The organism is Saccharopolyspora sp. ID03-671, assembly GCF_045278815.1.
Taxonomy (GTDB): Bacteria; Actinomycetota; Actinomycetes; order Mycobacteriales; family Pseudonocardiaceae; genus Saccharopolyspora; species Saccharopolyspora ipomoeae.
The window spans coordinates 3,385,068-3,401,841 of the sequence record NZ_CP134054.1 but is presented as its reverse complement, the minus strand read 5'-3'; the positions used below and the strand labels follow the sequence as shown (position 1 = coordinate 3,401,841).

Genomic DNA, 16,774 nt, shown 5'->3' with positions numbered 1-16,774 from the left:
CTCCGGGCGACCCGCCGCGGTTCGGCTCAGCGGATGTGGAGGCGTTCGGGGCGGACGAAGCTGATCGTGTAGCTCTTCCACGGGTTGTCGTAGCCGAAGGTGCGGTCGATGGCCTGGCGGGCGTGCAGGGCGTTCTCCACCAGGGAGCTCGCCAGCAGCTCGGAGGCCGGGGCGCCGCCCGCCGGGATGTCGGGGATCTTCGCCGTGGACTTGCCGCCCAGCAGGTCGTCGACCGAGCGCAGCGCGGGGACCGCGACCTTGCGCTCCTCGGCGGGCCGGAAGGCCAGCGTGGAGACGTCCTGGCGCAGCGCGTCCAGGGCGATCGCGGCGGCGCGGGTGGCGTGGTTGTCGTCGGTCTCCTCGCCGGTGCCGTCCAGCAGAGCCGGCATCCCCAGCAGGTCCTGGGTGCGGCGCAGCGCGAGCACGTTCGCGGCCTGCAGCGCCTTCGGCAGGTCCGCGCCCTGACCGGAGGCGCGGACGCTGCGCAGCAGTTCCGAGACCGACCAGACGGTGGAGCGGACCGCGCCCCGCACGTCCGGGACGATGCTGCTGGGCAGCACCAGGTAGCTCACGTAGCCGACGATCAGCGCGATCGCCGCGCCGACCGCGGTGTTGGCGGCGAAGCTGATGCCGACGTTGACCAGCGGTCGGTCCAGCGTCATCGCCTGGTCCACGACGGTGATCACGATCAGGCAGCCCAGCACCACCTGGTACTCGGCGCGCAGCCGCGGCATGTTCAGCAGCATCCCGCCGATGACCAGCGGAACCAGCAGGTAGGCCCCGGGCAGCAGGGTGATCAGGATGGCCAGGGCGGTCACGCCCAGCACCGCGCCGCCGGTGCGCTCCAGGGCACCGGTCATGCTGTCGCGCGCGGCCGGCGCCAGCACCACGTAGAGCGCGAGCAGCAGGCTCGACGCCGACGGGTCGCGCATCAGCAGCACGATCACCATGCCGACCGCGACGGCCAGCGTGCAGCGCAGCGCGTGCCGGAACAGCGAGGACCGGAACGACAGGTGCGCGCGGACCGCGCCCATCAGCCGCTCCTTCAGCGCACCCTCCTCGGCGGGCGGCACCGGGGTCTCGTCCCGGTTGACGACGGCCGCGCGGATCCGGTCCAGGCCCTGGTTCACGCCCGCGACCGCGTCGGGCAGGTCCTGCCTGCCGCCCCGGGCGACGACCATCTGCGCCGGGTCGCGGCGGGCCGCCATCGGCAGGCCGGTGCAGGCGCGGGAGCGGACGGCGCGGGCGAGCTCGGCGGCGACCTTGTCGGCTTCGGCGACGATCTCGCGCAGCCGCTCGGCCTCGATCCGGTCGCTCTGCTGGGCCTGCGCGAGCAGCGTCTCGCGGGCCGCCCGGAACCGGGCCGAACCCGCCAGCACCTGTCCGAGCCAGGTGCTGGAACCGTCGGCGCGCCACGCGGCCGCGGCCCCTTCGAGCACGCCGGGACCGGGGGTGAGCAGGGTGCGCGCCACGGCGACGCGGGTCGCGTGGCCGGGGTCGCCGAGCCCGACGATCACCCGCAGCAGCAGCGCGAACAGCCCGCCCGCGAGGGTGGAGGCCAGCAGCACCAGGAACGGCTGATCGTTGCCGATGCCGGTCGTGGTGGTCACCAGCGTCGCCGCCGCGAAGATCTGCCCGCCGATCCGGTAGTGCTCGCCGAGCGCGGGCAGCATCCCGGTGCCGAACACCACGAGGGCGACGGCGAGCCCGGCCAGCACCGGCACCTTGGTCAGCATCGGGCCGACGGCCATCATCAGCACCAGCGCGGGCGTGAGCCACATGAACCGGCGCAGGTCGGAGCGCAGCGCCTGACCGCTGGTGGCGGTCAGCGCCAGCACGGTCGTCAGCGCCCCGAGCAGCATCGGGGTCTGCACCTCGAAGAACCACCCGGCGACGGTTCCGGCGAGGACGGCGAGCACCACCAGCAGCGCGTACTGGCGCTGCCGGGGATCCGGCGCCCCCGCCTCGGTGGCCAGCCATCCCCGCGCTCGTGTCAACACCGCTTTAGCCACGCTCTCGCAAACCCCTGTCATCCCTCGCCGCGCTCCAGGTTCCGGGCCCTGGGATTACGCGTCTCTCGAACATATGTCGACGAGTAGCACCTATCGGGTTACAGGGTGGGGGCGAGAATCACCCTATTGATTGGTCAGTACGAGCGAGGGCTGATGCGCCAGAAGGTCGACACGGGTCCCACGCCCGACCCCAGCGGGTAGGCGTCGGCGACGCTGCGGGTGACGAACCGCTTGCCGCCGCGCACCGCGTCGGGCATCGAGGCGCCCTTGGCCAGCGCGGCGGTGATCGCCGAGGCGAACACGTCGCCGGCGCCGTGGGTGTGCTCGGTGGCGTAGCGCGGTCCGGGGAGCGCGAGGGCCTCGGTGCCGTCGAAGAGGAGGTCGACGCACTCGGGGTCGTCGGGCAGGTGACCGCTCTTGATCAGCACCCACTCGGGGCCGAAGTCGTGGACCGCCTTCGCCGCGTCCAGCAGGTCGTCGCGGGTGCGCGCGTCGATGCCGGTCAGCAGCCGCACCTCGTCGAGGTTCGGGGTGACCAGGGTGGCCCGGGGGAACGCCCGGTACCGCAGCGCGTCGAGCGCGTCGGGCCGCAGCAGCGGTTCACCGCTGCGCGAGGCGGCCACCGGGTCGACGACGAACGGCGTCCGCCCGCCCTTCCCGATGCCGTGGCGGTCGCAGGCCTCCAGGACGGCGTCGATGGTGGCGGCCGAGGCCAGCACCCCGGTCTTCGCCGCGCCCACCCCGATGTCCGAGGCGACCGCGTCGACCTGTGCCGCCACCGTCTCCGGCGGCACCTCCACCAGCCCGGTCACACCCACGGTGTTCTGCACGGTCACCGCCGTCACGGCGGTCATCCCGTGCACCCCGCAGGCGAAGAAGGTCCGCAGATCCGCGTGCATCCCGGCACTACCACCGGAATCCGACCCGGCGATCGTCAACGCAGTGGCCGGAGCAGTGCTTTCTTGCATTCCCGAGATGCTACGTGTCACCGATGATCTGGAATCGCCTAGCTGCTGACGGTGTGAAGGATTCCGGATAGGCTCATGACCAGGCAGATCGCAAGATTGTCAGAGGCGGTGAGTACTGTGCGTGAGGGCAACAACACAGGAGGTGACCGCGCTATGACTGCTGCTCCGGCACCGTCGTACTCGACGTGGGACGAGTTGGTGCAGACCTGGCAGCACCTGGACCTGCCGAACAAGGCTTGGCGCGCGGAGATCATCGAGGAGTCGATCGTCATGTCCCCGCCGCCGGCGCCCGCGCACAACATGATCGCTGACGTCGTCCATCGCGAACTGGTTGGTGCTCTTCCCAGAGAACTGGGCATCTTTCAAACGCTCGGCATCGCGGTTCCGCTGCGCAGAAGCCTCTTCATCCCGGATGTGGTCGTGGTCCCGCGCGCCGAGATACCCGGGCGTGAGGATCCACAGCCGGTTCCCGCGGAACGTGCCCTGCTGGTCGTGGAGATCACGTCGAAGAGCAATGCGGATGTGGATCGCAAGCAGAAGCTCTGGACCTACGCGCACGCAGAGGTTCCGCTGTACGTCCTGATCGACGAGTTCGCGGAGGAAGGCCCGACAGTCTTCCTGCACTCCGATCCGCAGGACGGCAGCTATGGCAAGCGTGAGCAGGTCTCCTTCGGCAAGCCGATCGAGCTTCCCGAGCCTTTCGGCCTGGCCATCCCCACGGACGAGTTCTGAGGTTGCTGGGGCGGCTTGCGAAGCCGCCCCAGCAACCGGTCAGTCGTTGGCCGCGATCGGCAAGTAGACCTCGCCTCCGGTTCGGGTGAACTCCTCGGACTTCTCGGCCATGCCCGCTTCGATGGCTTCGACGCTGGTGAGGCCGTGCTCCTCGGCGTAGGCGCGGACGTCCTGGGTGATCTTCATGGAGCAGAACTTCGGGCCGCACATCGAGCAGAAGTGGGCCGTCTTCGCCGGTTCGGCGGGCAGCGTCTCGTCGTGGAAGGCGCGGGCCGTGTCCGGGTCCAGCGACAGGTTGAACTGGTCGGTCCAGCGGAACTCGAAGCGGGCCTGCGACAGCGCGTCGTCGCGCTCCTGGGCTCGCGGATGCCCCTTGGCCAGGTCGGCGGCGTGGGCGGCGATCTTGTAGGTGATCACGCCGGTCTTCACGTCGTCGCGGTTCGGCAGGCCCAGGTGCTCCTTCGGCGTGACGTAGCAGAGCATCGCGGTACCGGCCTGGGCGATCATCGCCGCGCCGATCCCGGAGGTGATGTGGTCGTAGGCGGGCGCGATGTCGGTGGTCAGCGGGCCGAGCGTGTAGAACGGCGCCTCACCGCACAGCTCCTCCTCCAGCCGCACGTTCTCCGCGATCTTGTGCATCGGCACGTGACCCGGGCCCTCGATCATCACCTGCACGTCGTGCTCGCGGGCGATGTGGGTGAGCTCGCCGAGGGTCTCCAGCTCGGCGAACTGGGCGCGGTCGTTGGCGTCGGCGATCGAACCCGGCCGCAGGCCGTCACCCAGCGAGAACGTCACGTCGTAGGCGCGCAGGATCTCGCACAGCTCGCTGTAGTGCGTGTAGAGGAAGCTCTCCTGGTGGTGCGCCAGGCACCAGGCGGCCATGATCGACCCGCCGCGGGAGACGATGCCGGTGACGCGCTGGGCGGTCAGCGGCACGTAGCGCAGCAGCACCCCGGCGTGCACGGTCATGTAGTCCACGCCCTGCTCGCACTGCTCGATCACGGTGTCCCGGTAGATCTCCCAGGTCAGCGAGGCCGGGTCGCCGTTGACCTTCTCCAGCGCCTGGTAGATCGGCACGGTCCCGATCGGCACCGGCGAGTTGCGCAGGATGCGCTCGCGGGTCTCGTGGATGCGCTTGCCGGTGGACAGGTCCATCACGGTGTCGGCGCCCCAGCGGGTCGCCCACACCATCTTCTCCACCTCCTCCTCGACCGAGGAGGTGACGGCGGAGTTGCCGATGTTGGCGTTGACCTTGACCAGGAAGTTCTTGCCGATGATCATCGGCTCGCTCTCCGGGTGGCACCGGTTCGCCGGGATCACCGCGCGGCCCGAGGCGACCTCGTCGCGGACGAACTCCGCCGAGACGCCCTCGCGGTGCGCGATGTACTCCATCTCGCGGGTGATCGCGCCCGCCTTCGCCCAGCCCAGCTGGGTGTTGTGCTCCCGTCCGTCCCGCCATCCCGCGCGCGTCGGAGCCAGACCACTGTGGACGTCCACGGTGGCGGTGTCATCGGTGTACGGCCCCGACGTGTCGTAGACGTCGAGGTGCTCACCGTTGGTCAGCTCGATGCGGCGGAACGGCACGCGCAGCCCGGATTCGGTGCTGCTGAAGACCTTTCGGGATCCCTCGATGGGTCCCGTGGTGATTCCGGATGCGTTCGGATACACGTCGGCCACTGCCGTTCACTCCCTACGCCGGCATTACCCGGTCAGGTTCTGCGGTCGGCGGCCCCGGAGTTGCTCCAGCCACCCTCTCAGCCCGCTTTCGGTGCGAGCTCCCGCGGATTGATTTGTGCAGTGCCCGAGGCTACGGCCAGGAGCCCCCGGAGACAACAGTCGGATCCGGAGGCTCAGCCATCCGGATCAGTCGTCGGCGAACGGGTCGCCCATCTCGGCCGGGTCCCAGCTGAGCCCGGGAACGCCCCACTCGTTGCGCTTGATCATCTTCTTGGCGGCGCGGGCGTGCCTGCCGGTGAGCCGGTCCAGGTAGACGTAGCCGTCGAGGTGATCGGTCTCGTGCTGCAGGCAGCGCGCGAAGAAACCGGTGCCCTCGACCTCGACCGGCTCACCGTCCACATCGGACCCGGTGACCTTCGCCCAGCTCGCCCGGCCCGTCGGGTAGGACTCGCCGGGAACCGACAGGCAGCCCTCCCAGTCCTCGTCCGGGTCCGGCATCGTCTCCGGGATCTCCGAGGTCGTCAGCTCGGGGTTCACCACCAGGCCGCGGTGCTGCACGCCCTCGTCGTCGGGGCAGTCGTAGACGAACAACCGCAGGTCGACGCCGATCTGGTTGGCAGCCAGCCCGACCCCGTTCGCCGCCGCCATCGTCTCGAACATGTCCTCGACGAGCGTGCGCAACTCCTCGTCGAAGTTCTCCACGCGGCGGGTCGGGTGGTGCAGCACGGGGTCGCCGTAGACGCGGATGGGGTGAACAGCCATGCGCGGACCCTATCGGTTGCGCAGGTGAGGCACCCGGGCCGCTCTTGCGCGTGAAACCGGTGTGTGATCGGCTCCCCGTCCGGATCACGGCATGGTTCAATTGGTGCGGGAATGACAGCCGTGTGATTCTCCGCGACCGATCGCGAGGCGAGGAGCCGGATGGACGCCGCCCAGATGCTGACCGCGAAGGAGATCGCCCGTCAGTGCGAGCAGCTCGCGCGGACGCACGGGCAGCAGGCTCCGGCGCGTCGGCGGCTGCAGGTGGCGGAACCGATCACCCAGCCCATCGAGCGGATCGTCGAGCCGGAACCCGTTCCCGCGGAACGGGAACCAGCCGATCGGGAGCTGACCGATCGCGAGCTGACCGACCGGGAGCGCGGGATCCTCGCCTTCGAAGCGCAGTGGTGGAAGCGCTCGGGCAAGAAGGACGTCGCGATCCGCGAGCTGTTCGACATGTCCGCGTCGCGCTACTACCAACTTCTCAACACGCTGCTGGATTCTCCCGCGGCGTTCCGCGCGGACCCTATGCTGATCAAGAGACTGCGCAAGGCACGGGCGGCGCGGCAGCGCGCCAGGGCCGCTCAACGACTGGGAATCGAGTTGCACTGATGAGTGTTGGGGAACCGTCCGGCGGGCCCGGCGGGGCCAAGCTGATCGGCCTGGGTCTGATCGGAGTCGGCGTGCTCGCCGCCGTGTTCGGGACCGTGACCCTGATGTCGGGCGAGTCCTCGGACACCGCCCAACCCCTCCCGCCGGAACCCTCCTCGCAGGTGCAGCCGCCGCTGAAACCCGCGCCGTCCACCGTCACCCCGCCCGTCCAGCCGCCGCCGGTCGCGCCCCCGCCGGTGACCGAGCCGCCGCAGGCCACGCAGCCGGGCTCGGGCCAGGCACCGGGCTCCGGCCAGTCGACGGGTTCGGGTCAGTCGACGGGATCCGGGCAGGCGCAGGACGTCCCGGTCGGGTCCGGCAAGGGCAGCGAGCAGATCATCGTCCGGGTCTACAACAACTCGACGATCTCCGGTCTCGCGCACCGCGCCGCCGAGGACCTCCGCAAGGCCGGCTACGACGTGCCCGAGGTCGGCAACTACGCGGCGGGGAAGATCCCGACCACCACGGTCTACTTCCGGCCCGGCACCGACGAGGAGCGGCAGGCCGAGGAGCTCGCCGCCCGCATCGGCGCCCGCGCCGACGCCCGCTTCGACGGGATACAGGACGCCACCCCCGGTCTGATCGCCATCATCACCAACGACTACAAGGGCCCTTCCACCGGGAAATGACCCGCGGTCTCCTCGCTTGGCGGTGCGGCACCTTCGGTGCTTGACCGGCCGGTCATCCTCGCTGGTCGTCGGCGTAGGAGGCGAGGGCTTCGAGCTGGGCCGGGTCCAGGGACGGGCGGACCGCCCCGCGCGCCGTGCGCAGGTGGCTCGCCGTGACCTCGGCCGCCGTGAGGGATTCGCGCATCGCCGTGAGCGCCGCTTCGCGGATCAGGGCCGTGCAGTCGGCCGCCGAGTAGCCGTCGAGCGCGGCGGCCAGGTCCGCGAGGTCGACGTCGTCGGCGAGCGGCGTGTTCTTCGCCGCCGCCGCGAGGATCGCTTCGCGGGCGTCGGCGTCCGGCGGCGGGACGTAGACGAGGCGCTCCAGCCGACCCGGGCGCAGCAGGGCGGGGTCGATCAGCTCCGGCCGGTTGGTGGCCGCCAGCACCACCACGTCGCGCATCGGCTCGACGCCGTCGAGCTCGGTGAGCAGGGCCGCGACCACGCGGTCGGCGACGCCGGAGTCCGACGACTGGCCGCGTCGCGGGGCCAGCGCGTCCACCTCGTCGAGGAACACCAGCGCGGGCGCGGCGCCCCGGGCGCGCAGGAACAGCTCCCGCACGGCGCGCTCGGACTCGCCGACCCACTTGTCCATCAGCTCCGCGCCCTTGACCGCGAGCACGTTGAGCCTGCCGCTGCCCGCGAGCGCCCGCACCAGGTGGGTCTTGCCGCAGCCCGGCGGGCCGTAGAGCAGCACGCCGCGCGGCGGCTCGACTCCCAGCCGGGTGAACGAGTCCGGGTACTGCAGCGGCCACAGCACCGTCTCGGTGAGGGCCTGCTTGACCTCGGTCATGTCGCCGACGTCGTCGAGGGTGAGCCCACCGGTCTGCAGGTTGTCCGAAGTGGACATCGAGATCGGCCGGACCGAGGACAGCGCGTCGAGCAGGTCCTGGTGGCTCAGGCGCGGGTCGGCGGGGTCGTCGGAATACCGCAGCGCGGCGCCCAGCGCGGCCTCCCGGCACAGCGCCAGCAGGTCGGCGACGACGAAACCCGGTGTGCGACCGGCGATGTCGTCGAGCCGCACGTCCTCGTCGAGCGGGGTGCCGCGCAGCAGCACGCCCAGCAGGTCGGCGCGGGTGGTGTCGTCGGGCAGCCCGACGGTCAGCTCGCGATCGACCAGGCCGGGCTCGCGCAGCCGCGGATCGACCGACTGCGGGTTCGCGCTGGTGACGACCACTGCGAGCCGGTCGCGGCCGAGTGCGTCGCGCAGCGCGTCGAGCGCGACGGTGGCCAGCGGCGGCGGGTCGGACTCGGGCAGCAGCGCCTCGACGTCGGTGATCAGCAGGACCCGGTCACCGGAGGCGGCCGTGGCGCGGTCGACGGCCTGCTGCAGCCGCGCGGCGGCGGTGCGGGCCTCCAGCGCGGCGATGCTGGGCGCGGCGACCTCGACGAGCTCGGCGCCCGTCTCGGCGCACACCGCGCGCACCAGCGTGGCCTTGCCGACGCCGGGCGGGCCGCTGATCAGCGCTCCGAGGCGGGGTTCGGCGCCGAGCCTGCGCAGCAGGTCGGGCTGGTCGAAGGCCAGCCGCAGCCACTCGGTGAGCCTGCGCGCGGTGTCCCGCGAGCCCACCAGGTCGGCCACCGGCACGGCCGGGTGCTCCTCGGCGGCGGGTGCTTCCCGCGGCGCGGCAGGGGTTCCGGCGGGCTCGGGCGGCGTTCCGGTGACGCCGTCCTGCCACTCGACGACTGTGGACGGTTGGACGGCCACGGCGCCGGCGGGATCAGCGGAGGCGATCGTGATGAGCTCGTTGGTCCAGGTCAGGCCGATCGCGGCGGACATCTGCCTGCGCACCTCGCCGGCGCGCGAGGAGGAGGCGGGGGAGAGGTCCTGCGGCAGCAGCGACACCGCGTCGCCGGGGGAGAAGACCTTGCCGGTCAGCGCCAGCCGCGCGGTCTCCGGCGACACCGTCGCCCGCGCCATCCGGGAACCGGTGATGCCGACCCGCTTGGCGACCTCCACCTGGGCCGGGGCGACCGCGACGGAGGTTCCCTCGGTGACCCCGAGGTTGAGCAGCGCGACGTCGTCGAGCAGCAGGAACCCGGTGGGGGAGGTGCGCTCGGCCGCGGCGGCCAGCGCCACGGTCTCCCGGGCCCCGGTCAACCGCACCGCGCTCCACGGCCGGAGCCCCAGCGCGTCCATCACCTCGGGGTGCAGCCGCACCACCCCGCGCCGGGTGTCGCGAGCGGAGGTGGACGCGCGAGCGGTCAAGCTGATCGAAGCCACCCCGCCGACCTTAGCCGCCGAGAGCCCCTGAGGTGCCGAGAGCCGTGGTCGCGGTGATCACGAGGGTGGGCAGGGGACAGTTTTTCCTCGAATCACCCATGATCAATGTCCGAAATGTCGGGACAGTTTTCACTAAAACTGTCCGCTGCCTCAGTAGTCGTCGCGGTTGCGCCGGAGCTCCAGGCGACGCCAGCTCCGGCGGGGGTGGCCCGGACCCGTGGGGCGGCGGGGGAGGCGGACGCGGCGCGCGGCGCCCGCCACGCTGCGGCGCAGCGGCGGGCGGAGTCCCAGGCGGCGCTGGTTGCGGCGGCGGATGTCGCGGCGCTCGCGCGGCGCGGCGTCCCAGGCCTCGGGGTGCTGCGACAGCCACCGGTAGCGGTAGACCGCGTAGGGGATGTGCAGCAGGTAGAGCACCATCGCGATGGCCAGCGAGATCAGCGGGAACACCACGACCAGCGCGGCCAGCAGCGCCACGCCCACCAGCAGCGGGGCCACCAGCTTCGGCGGCACCTTGACGGTCTTCAGCGACAGTGTGGGCACCCGGCTGACCGCGAGCGCGGCGATGAGCACCATCCAGACCATCACCACGGTCTGGTTCGCCCACCAGCCCGGGTAGCCGAAGTGCGCGGTCAGCGCGAGCGGCAGCAGCGCCAGCAGACCGGCGGCCGGGGCGGGCACGCCGACGAAGAACTCCTTGGCGAACGCGGGCTGCTCGGCGTCGTCGAGCAGCGTGTTGAACCGCGCGAGCCGCAGCACCATGCAGACCGCGAAGATCAGCGAGACCACCCAGCCGGCCCGGTTGTCCTGCATGTGCCAGGCGTAGAGGGTCAGCGCCGGGGCTACGCCGAAGGACATCGCGTCGGCCAGCGAGTCCAGCTCCGCGCCCATCTTGGAGGTGGCGTCGAGGAGTCGGGCTATCCGCCCGTCGAGGCCGTCGAGCACGGCGGCGACGGCGACGGACCCGATCGCGAAGTCCAGCTGCCCGTTGAGGGCGAACTGGATCGCGGACAGGCCGGCGCACATCGCCAGCACGGTGATCGCATTGGGCAGCAGCCGGACGCCGGGGGTGGTCCGCATGCTCATCGTTCGCGCTTCCCCCTGGGCAGTTCGGCCAGCGGCGTCTCGCCGCCGATGGTGCGCTGGCCGGGCTCGACCAGGACCTCGCTGTCGGCGGGCACGTAGAGGTCGACGCGGGAGCCGAAGCGGATGAGCCCGTAGGTGGAGCCCGCCGCGACGACGTCGCCCTCGGCGACCTCGCAGACGATGCGGCGGGCGACCAGGCCGGCGATCTGCACGACCGCGACGCGGGTGCCGTCCTCGGTGCGCAGCGCCATCGAGTTGCGCTCGTTGTCCTCGCTGGCCTTGTCCAGGTCGGCGGAGAGGAACTTGCCCGGCCGGTAGACGATCTTGTCGATCCGGCCGCTGACCGGTGCGCGCTGGACGTGCACGTCGAAGATCGTCAGGAAGGTGCTGATGCGGGTCATCGGCTCGTCGCCGAGCCCGAGCTCGGCCGGCGGGACGGCGCTCTCGACGTGCGCGACGGCGCCGTCGGCGGCGGCCACGGCCAGGCCCTCGCGGGTCGGGGTCGTGCGCACCGGCTCGCGGAAGAACCACGCGCACCAGGCGGTGAGCACCGCGCCGACGGCGCCCAGCGGACGCCAGATGCGGCGCAGCACCAGCGTGGCGACGGCGGCGCCGATGACGAACGGCCTGCCTGCCGGGTGCATCGGCGGAACGGTGTCCTTGGCCAGCGCGATCAGGTGCGCCAGCGGGCTCTCTTGGGTGCTGCTCATCGAGGTAGTCGCGCCCCTGCGTCGGAGGTCATGTCAGCGCGGCGCGGTAGTCCAGCCTGCGCCGTAGACGTACAGCATCGCCGACGTCCGATCGGCTCCGTCGCCAGGGGCCGCAGTCGATCAAGGACGAACCGCCTGACCTGCACGTATTTCGGGCGAGATGCTACCGCCCCGCACGCACGAAGTCACACGGACGGGTGAACGGTCACGCGCAGCCTCCTTGCCGGTGCAACCAACCGCCGGGGTCCTTCCGTCCCTGGAGTGACCGCATCCGGTCGTGGAGATAACAGTGGCTTCGTTGACGCGGAGTCACCAAACGAGTCGCCAACGTCCTCCGATAGCGGCTACGGACGAGCTGTGAACTCAATTACACTAACCGCGTCACGAAACGTTGATCAGTTCATCTCCTTCGTGTCCGCGAACGGCACCTTCGCTTGCCAGGTGCTGCGGACCGCGAAAAGAGGGCCGTGCGCCGTCGGGGGGCGCACGGACCCGAAAAACAAAGAGGCCGTTCGGCACCTACGGGGAGGTTCCGAACGGCCTCTTTGTCCGTCTGCGGCGGCTCAGCCCAGCGACGGGCGTCAGTCCAGCGACAGGGCGGGCTCGTCCAGCTCCATCCGGGCCCCCATTAGCTCGGACAGGCCGTGGTACGGCTCGCCGTGCTCGACGCCGTCGGCGGTGCTGCGCAGCGTGAGCACCGAGACGCCCTCGTCGCGGCCGGGGACCACGCGGACGTCGTCCAGCGCCGACATCGCGTACTCGTCGAGGTAGAGGTCCAGCTCCAGCGACCAGCCGGTCTTGTCCTGGTCGAGGCGGGCGCTGGCCACGTCGCGGCTGTCCACCCACTGCGCGCCGGAACGCTCCCGCAGCTCGGCGATCGGGCGCGAGGCGAGCTCGCTGAGCTGCTCCTCCTCGGCCTCGCGCAGCATCGCCAGGGTGCCCGCGAGCAGCCGCTTCGCGGCGCTGGCGTCGCTGGGCAGCAGGAGCAGCCCCCGGTCGGTGACCAGCAGGTCGTAGGACTCGCCGGAGCACAGCACCGGGCTGACGATGCCCGACAGCACGGGCTCGGGCTCCTCGGCGGGCTCGCGCGTGTGGCGCAGCGGGACGCCCAGGTCGACCAGGACCCGGTGCAGGCCGGGGATGAGCCGCGGGTCGGCGACGGCGGGGCGGACCAGGCGGTCCGGGTCGATCGGGCGGCCGTTGGCCAGCCGGATCCCGGGCGGGCCGCCCCAGTCGAGCTCGTGGTGGGCGCGCCCGGCGCAGACCAGCGCGTCGACGACGGTGCATCCCAGCAGGTCGGTGAGGGTGTCCTCGGCGGCCTGGTCGATCGTCGACGGGTGCAGGCCCGGGTTGAGCACGGGGTTGACCAGGTCGCGGCCGTGACCGCGGTGGATGGCCACCAGGACGCCCTGGATCGTCGGGTCCACGCCGAGCCCGCACTGGTGGGCGGCGGCGCTGAGCTGCGCGGCCTTCTCGGCGGACTGCGCCGCACCGGCCTTCCGCACCACGTCCGGCCACGGCATCCGCGGGCCGAGCGAGTCCACCAGCAGGTGGTCCTCCAGCTCGGGCACGGCGTTGCGGGGCTTGCGCAGGATCGCGAACGCCGGGCGCTCGTCGACCTCCTTGTCGGCGGACTTGAGTCGTTTCATCATCTCGACCCGCGTGCGCACCGGAAGCTCGCCGGTCTCCTCGGCGATGGCCACCTTGGCGCGCTCGGCCAGCGCGGGCTTGCGCGTCGGGTGGTCCATGAAGCTGCGGAAGCCCAGCAGCACGTCCGGCGCGTGGCCGATCGTGGCCGCCATGCTCAGGTACTCGTCGGTGTAGTCCTGCCAGCCGAGCTCCACCGCCACCGACTTGCGCAGCGCCATCACCGCGGTCCGCTTGCCGGCGACCCGCACGGCGGCGGCGTCACCGGCCAGCACCAGCTCCTTGGTGGTGGTCACGGCGATCGCGGTGAACACCCGCGCGTACCCGGCGAAAAGCCACTTCACCGGCCCGGCGGTGAGGCCGTCGCGAGTCCGCCGCACGCTCGCCAGCACCCGGTGCGCGGTGACCGCGAGCCTGCTGCGCCCGGTGAGCCTGCCGACGGCGTGCGCCAGCAGCGCTCCGAGCTCGGACGTGGTCAGCGCCGCCAGCATCGGCAGCCCGATCTCCAGGTAGCGGGTGCGGGTGCGCAGGCCGAGGAGGGCGGTGTCCTCGCGGACGGTGACGCTCGGCTCGGAGGTGATGCGGATTTCGTCGGGCAGCGGGGAGTCGGTCGCGTCGACGAGCTGGTCGATGGTCCGCCACAGGTTGGGCTGGTTCACGCGGTCCAGCGGCACGCCGCGCGGCCGGACCTTGTTGCGCAGCACCGCGCGCAGGCAGAAGAGCAGGGTCGCGCCGACGACGAGGGCGGCGAAGGCGACCTTGAGCCCTCCGACGGTGTCCCGGCGGAACGTCATGCCCGCCATCATCAGCAGGCCTGCGACCAGGCCGAGGGACACGACGAAGAAACCGATGTGCAACGCCAGCGCCAAGGCGGCGCGCCAGGGGCCACGCACGTGCAAAACTCCGGAGGGGAAGCGGAAGGTCGGGCCCGCAGTCTTGGGGACCGCGCATCGACCCGTCAACAACGGTGTGACAAGCGATATCGACTTGAACTAGTCCAGCAACACCACGTCCACTGTGGACCCGGCGCTCAGGTCCGTCACGTCCTCGGGGATCGACAGCAGGCAGTCCGCCTTCGCCAAACTGCCCAGCAGGTGCGAACCGGACGCCCCCTGCAGGCCGACCTCGCCGGTCGCCGGGTCGAACACCCCGCGCCGGAACTGCCGCTTGCCCGCGGGCGCGGTCAGCGACTCGGTGAGCACCGCCTGCCGCTCGTGCCGCGACGTCCTCGCGTGCCCGGCCGCGGCGAGGATGGCCGGGCGCACGAACACCTCGAACGAGACCATCGAGCTCACCGGGTTGCCCGGCAGCGTGACCACCGCGAACGCGTCCCGGTAGCGGCCGCAGCCCTGCGGCGTGCCCGGCTGCATCGCGACCTTGGTGAACTCCACGCCGTTGCCCGACAGCGCGTCCTTGACCACCTCGTAGGCGCCTGCGCTGACCCCGCCCGAGGTCAGCAGCAGGTCGGCCGAGTCCAGGTGCTCGGCCAGCGCGGCGTGGAAGGCCGCGACGTCGTCGGGCACGAACCGCAGCACCGTCGCCTCGCCACCGGCCTCGCGGACCGCGGCGGCGAGCATCAGCCCGTTGGACTCGTAGATCTGACCGCGCTGCAGCTCCTCGCCGGGCGCGACCAGCTCCGAGCCGGTGGACAGCACCAGCACCCGAACCGGCCGGTGCACCGGCAGCTCGGCGATGCCGACGGCCGCGGCCACGCCCAGCTGCGCGGCGCCCAACCGGGTCCCGGCGGTGAGCACGGTGGTGCCTTCGGTGACGTCGTCGCCCGCGCGGCGCACGCTCGCGCCCGGCTGCACCGAGGCGAACAGCGCCACGGTCTCGGTGCCGGCGTCGGTGCGCTCCACCGGGATCACCGAGTCGGCGCCCGGCGGCAGCTGCGCGCCGGTCATGATCCGGTGCGCGGTGCCCGGCTGCAGCGGCGGCACGTCGACCCGGCCGGCCGGGATGTCCTCGGCGACCGGCAGCGTCACCGGCGAGTCGGGGGTGGCCTCGGTCAGGTCGACCGAGCGCACCGCGTAGCCGTCCATCGCGGAGTTGCTGAAGGGAGGCAGCGAGATCGGCGCGACCAGGTCGGCGGCCAGCGCCAGGCCCAGGCAGTTCTCCAGCGGCCGCGTCTCGACCGGCGTGCGGGTCAGCAGCGAGGCGACCTTCGCGCGGTGATCGGTGACCGACCTCAGCTCGGGAGCGGTGTTGTTGGACGACACGCACGCATCATCTGTCATCGGGCACGCCGTGTCGCCATCGGCGTGGGGTCGGCCGCGCGCGGCGGGATGGCACAATGGCGCGCTCTCACGTCAGCGGGGACGCGTTTTCACGTCGGCCGAGCGGACTTTCCGCGAGCCGGGGGCGGTCTTCGTAGAATCGCCGTGCCCCGGGTCGCGGGGCGCTCGAAGGGGGTTCGCCGTGCAGGTCCGCACTCGTCACACGCCGTCCTACGGGGTCGCCCGGCTCATGCTGGCTCCGGGGGAGCCGGTGCGGGTGGAGTCCGGTTCGATGCTGGCAACCAGCTACGGCGTGGGCGTCGAGTCGCGCGCGCAGGGCGGTTTCTTCAAGTCGCTGGCCCGCTCGGCGCTGGGCGGCGAGTCGTTCTACGTCTCGACCTACACCGCGCCGCAGCAGGGCGGCTGGGTCGACGTGGCGCCGACGCTGCCCGGCGACCTCAACGTGCTGGAGCTCGACGGCCGGGTCGGCTGGTGCGTGACCAGGGGGAACTGGCTGGCCTCGGCGAGCACGGTGCAGGTGGAGACGCAGTGGGGCGGTTTCCAGAACCTCTTCGGCGGTGAGAGCGGGTTCCTCACCCGGCTGAGCGGGCACGGCTCGGCGGTGGTGGCCTGCTACGGCGCGCTGGACGTGGTGACGCTGCAGCCCGGCGAGTACGTCACGATCGACACCGGTCACGTGGTCGCCTACGCCGACACGGTGCAGAGCCAGCTGCGGCAGATGAACCAGGGCGTGGCGCAGTCGCTCAAGAGCGGCGAGGGGCTGGTCTTCGACTTCGCCGGTCCGGGGCAGGTGCTGACCCAGACGCGGAATCCGCGGGGACTGGTCGGCTGGCTCAAGTCGAATGGTCTCGGACCGCGTTCCTGACGCCGTTGTCGGCGCACAATCGCGAATGGTCTCCGGATCCCGAATGGTCTGACGTATCCGTTCGGCGTTGCTCGCGCGTTTCACCCGGGGAAGCTTCGTTACCGTTTTTCGCCACGAGTGGAGAACGATTGCGACACTCGGGGGAATTAGCTCCGTTCGATAACGCAACGTGGCTGCGTCGGCCACCCGTTCGGCCCAGCGTTTAACGGAAAAGTCGTATTGCCGAACCCGCGACGAGCCAGATTTTCCGGAGTAGTGTGGCCGATGCTCCAGCGACGCTAGCGTCGTGCATCACATTTTCTTGAGGAGGACGCCGTGGCGGTCGGCACGGTCAAATGGTTCAACTCGGAGAAGGGCTACGGATTCATCGCGACGGACGGTGGTTCCGATGTGTTCGTCCATTACTCCGCGATCAACATGTCTGGTTTCCGCACCCTTTCCGAGGGAGATCGGGTCGAATTCGAGGTGAAAGCCGGCCGTGATGGCCGAACTCAAGCCGACGGCGTTCGCAAAGTCTGACAAGAACTGCGCACCAGGTCGTCGT

Annotated in this window: 14 protein-coding genes and 1 riboswitch; of the genes, 5 read left to right on the top strand and 9 right to left on the bottom strand. The window is 71.3% G+C overall.

All coding sequences use genetic code 11. From position 1 onward, the window contains the following. Nucleotides 1-26: 26 nt before the first annotated feature. Both REH65_RS15560 and thiD read right to left on the bottom strand, forming a co-directional pair. The gene (locus REH65_RS15560) at nt 27-2,000 is read right to left on the bottom strand and encodes an FUSC family protein (RefSeq protein ID WP_406692959.1); all 1,974 of its coding nucleotides are present in this window, start codon (nt 1,998-2,000) and stop codon (nt 27-29) included. Between the two features lie 146 nt (nt 2,001-2,146). Then, nucleotides 2,147-2,980, bottom strand: coding sequence for a bifunctional hydroxymethylpyrimidine kinase/phosphomethylpyrimidine kinase (gene thiD / locus REH65_RS15555; protein WP_406692958.1), 834 nt, complete (start codon nt 2,978-2,980; stop codon nt 2,147-2,149). Between the two features lie 153 nt (nt 2,981-3,133). Between thiD and REH65_RS15550 the strand changes: the two genes are divergently transcribed. After that, nucleotides 3,134-3,712: a Uma2 family endonuclease gene (locus REH65_RS15550; RefSeq protein ID WP_406692957.1), complete on the top strand. Its 579-nt coding sequence runs from the start codon at nt 3,134-3,136 to the stop codon at nt 3,710-3,712. A gap of 39 nt (nt 3,713-3,751) precedes the next feature. Here the strand turns inward: REH65_RS15550 and thiC are convergent, their stop codons facing one another. Beyond that, nucleotides 3,752-5,389: a phosphomethylpyrimidine synthase ThiC gene (gene thiC, locus REH65_RS15545; RefSeq protein WP_281456991.1), complete on the bottom strand. Its 1,638-nt coding sequence runs from the start codon at nt 5,387-5,389 to the stop codon at nt 3,752-3,754. Further along, nucleotides 5,382-5,504: riboswitch (TPP riboswitch) on the bottom strand. (Overlaps the previous gene by 8 nt.) 71 nt (nt 5,505-5,575) lie before the next feature. Next, on the bottom strand, nt 5,576-6,151 hold the full coding sequence (locus REH65_RS15540; protein ID WP_281456990.1) for a peptide deformylase: 576 nt from the start codon (nt 6,149-6,151) through the stop codon (nt 5,576-5,578). Nucleotides 6,152-6,496: 345 nt separating this feature from the next. Here REH65_RS15540 and REH65_RS15535 point away from each other — a divergent pair, with 345 nt between their 5' ends. Both REH65_RS15535 and REH65_RS15530 read left to right on the top strand, forming a co-directional pair. Next, on the top strand, nt 6,497-6,760 hold the full coding sequence (locus REH65_RS15535) for a DUF3263 domain-containing protein (RefSeq protein WP_406693174.1): 264 nt from the start codon (nt 6,497-6,499) through the stop codon (nt 6,758-6,760). Continuing rightward, nucleotides 6,760-7,428: a LytR C-terminal domain-containing protein gene (locus REH65_RS15530; protein ID WP_406692956.1), complete on the top strand. Its 669-nt coding sequence runs from the start codon at nt 6,760-6,762 to the stop codon at nt 7,426-7,428. The genes REH65_RS15535 and REH65_RS15530 overlap by 1 nt, the downstream gene beginning before the upstream one ends. 52 nt (nt 7,429-7,480) lie before the next feature. Here the strand turns inward: REH65_RS15530 and REH65_RS15525 are convergent, their stop codons facing one another. From REH65_RS15525 to glp, 5 genes are all read right to left on the bottom strand, one after another. Continuing rightward, nucleotides 7,481-9,688, bottom strand: coding sequence for an AAA family ATPase (locus REH65_RS15525; RefSeq protein WP_406692955.1), 2,208 nt, complete (start codon nt 9,686-9,688; stop codon nt 7,481-7,483). Nucleotides 9,689-9,838: 150 nt separating this feature from the next. Next, on the bottom strand, nt 9,839-10,771 hold the full coding sequence (gene pssA, locus REH65_RS15520) for a CDP-diacylglycerol--serine O-phosphatidyltransferase (RefSeq protein ID WP_281456987.1): 933 nt from the start codon (nt 10,769-10,771) through the stop codon (nt 9,839-9,841). Further along, nucleotides 10,768-11,481 (bottom strand): phosphatidylserine decarboxylase, encoded by a 714-nt coding sequence (locus REH65_RS15515; RefSeq protein ID WP_406692954.1) that lies wholly within the window; start codon nt 11,479-11,481, stop codon nt 10,768-10,770. Before REH65_RS15515 ends, pssA begins: the two co-directional genes overlap by 4 nt. Nucleotides 11,482-12,062: 581 nt before the next feature. Beyond that, nucleotides 12,063-14,021, bottom strand: a complete 1,959-nt coding sequence (locus REH65_RS15510) for a M48 family metallopeptidase (RefSeq protein WP_406692953.1) — start codon at nt 14,019-14,021, stop codon at nt 12,063-12,065. A 99-nt stretch (nt 14,022-14,120) separates the two neighbouring features. Then, a complete protein-coding gene (glp, locus tag REH65_RS15505; RefSeq protein ID WP_406692952.1) occupies nt 14,121-15,365 on the bottom strand; it encodes a gephyrin-like molybdotransferase Glp in 1,245 nt (414 codons plus the stop codon). 181 nt (nt 15,366-15,546) lie between these two features. Here glp and REH65_RS15500 point away from each other — a divergent pair, with 181 nt between their 5' ends. Together REH65_RS15500 and REH65_RS15495 are read left to right on the top strand one after the other, a co-directional pair. Then, nucleotides 15,547-16,230, top strand: coding sequence for a TIGR00266 family protein (locus tag REH65_RS15500; RefSeq protein WP_406692951.1), 684 nt, complete (start codon nt 15,547-15,549; stop codon nt 16,228-16,230). Between the two features lie 315 nt (nt 16,231-16,545). Further along, a complete protein-coding gene (locus tag REH65_RS15495; protein ID WP_093268692.1) occupies nt 16,546-16,749 on the top strand; it encodes a cold-shock protein in 204 nt (67 codons plus the stop codon). Nucleotides 16,750-16,774: the final 25 nt, after the last annotated feature.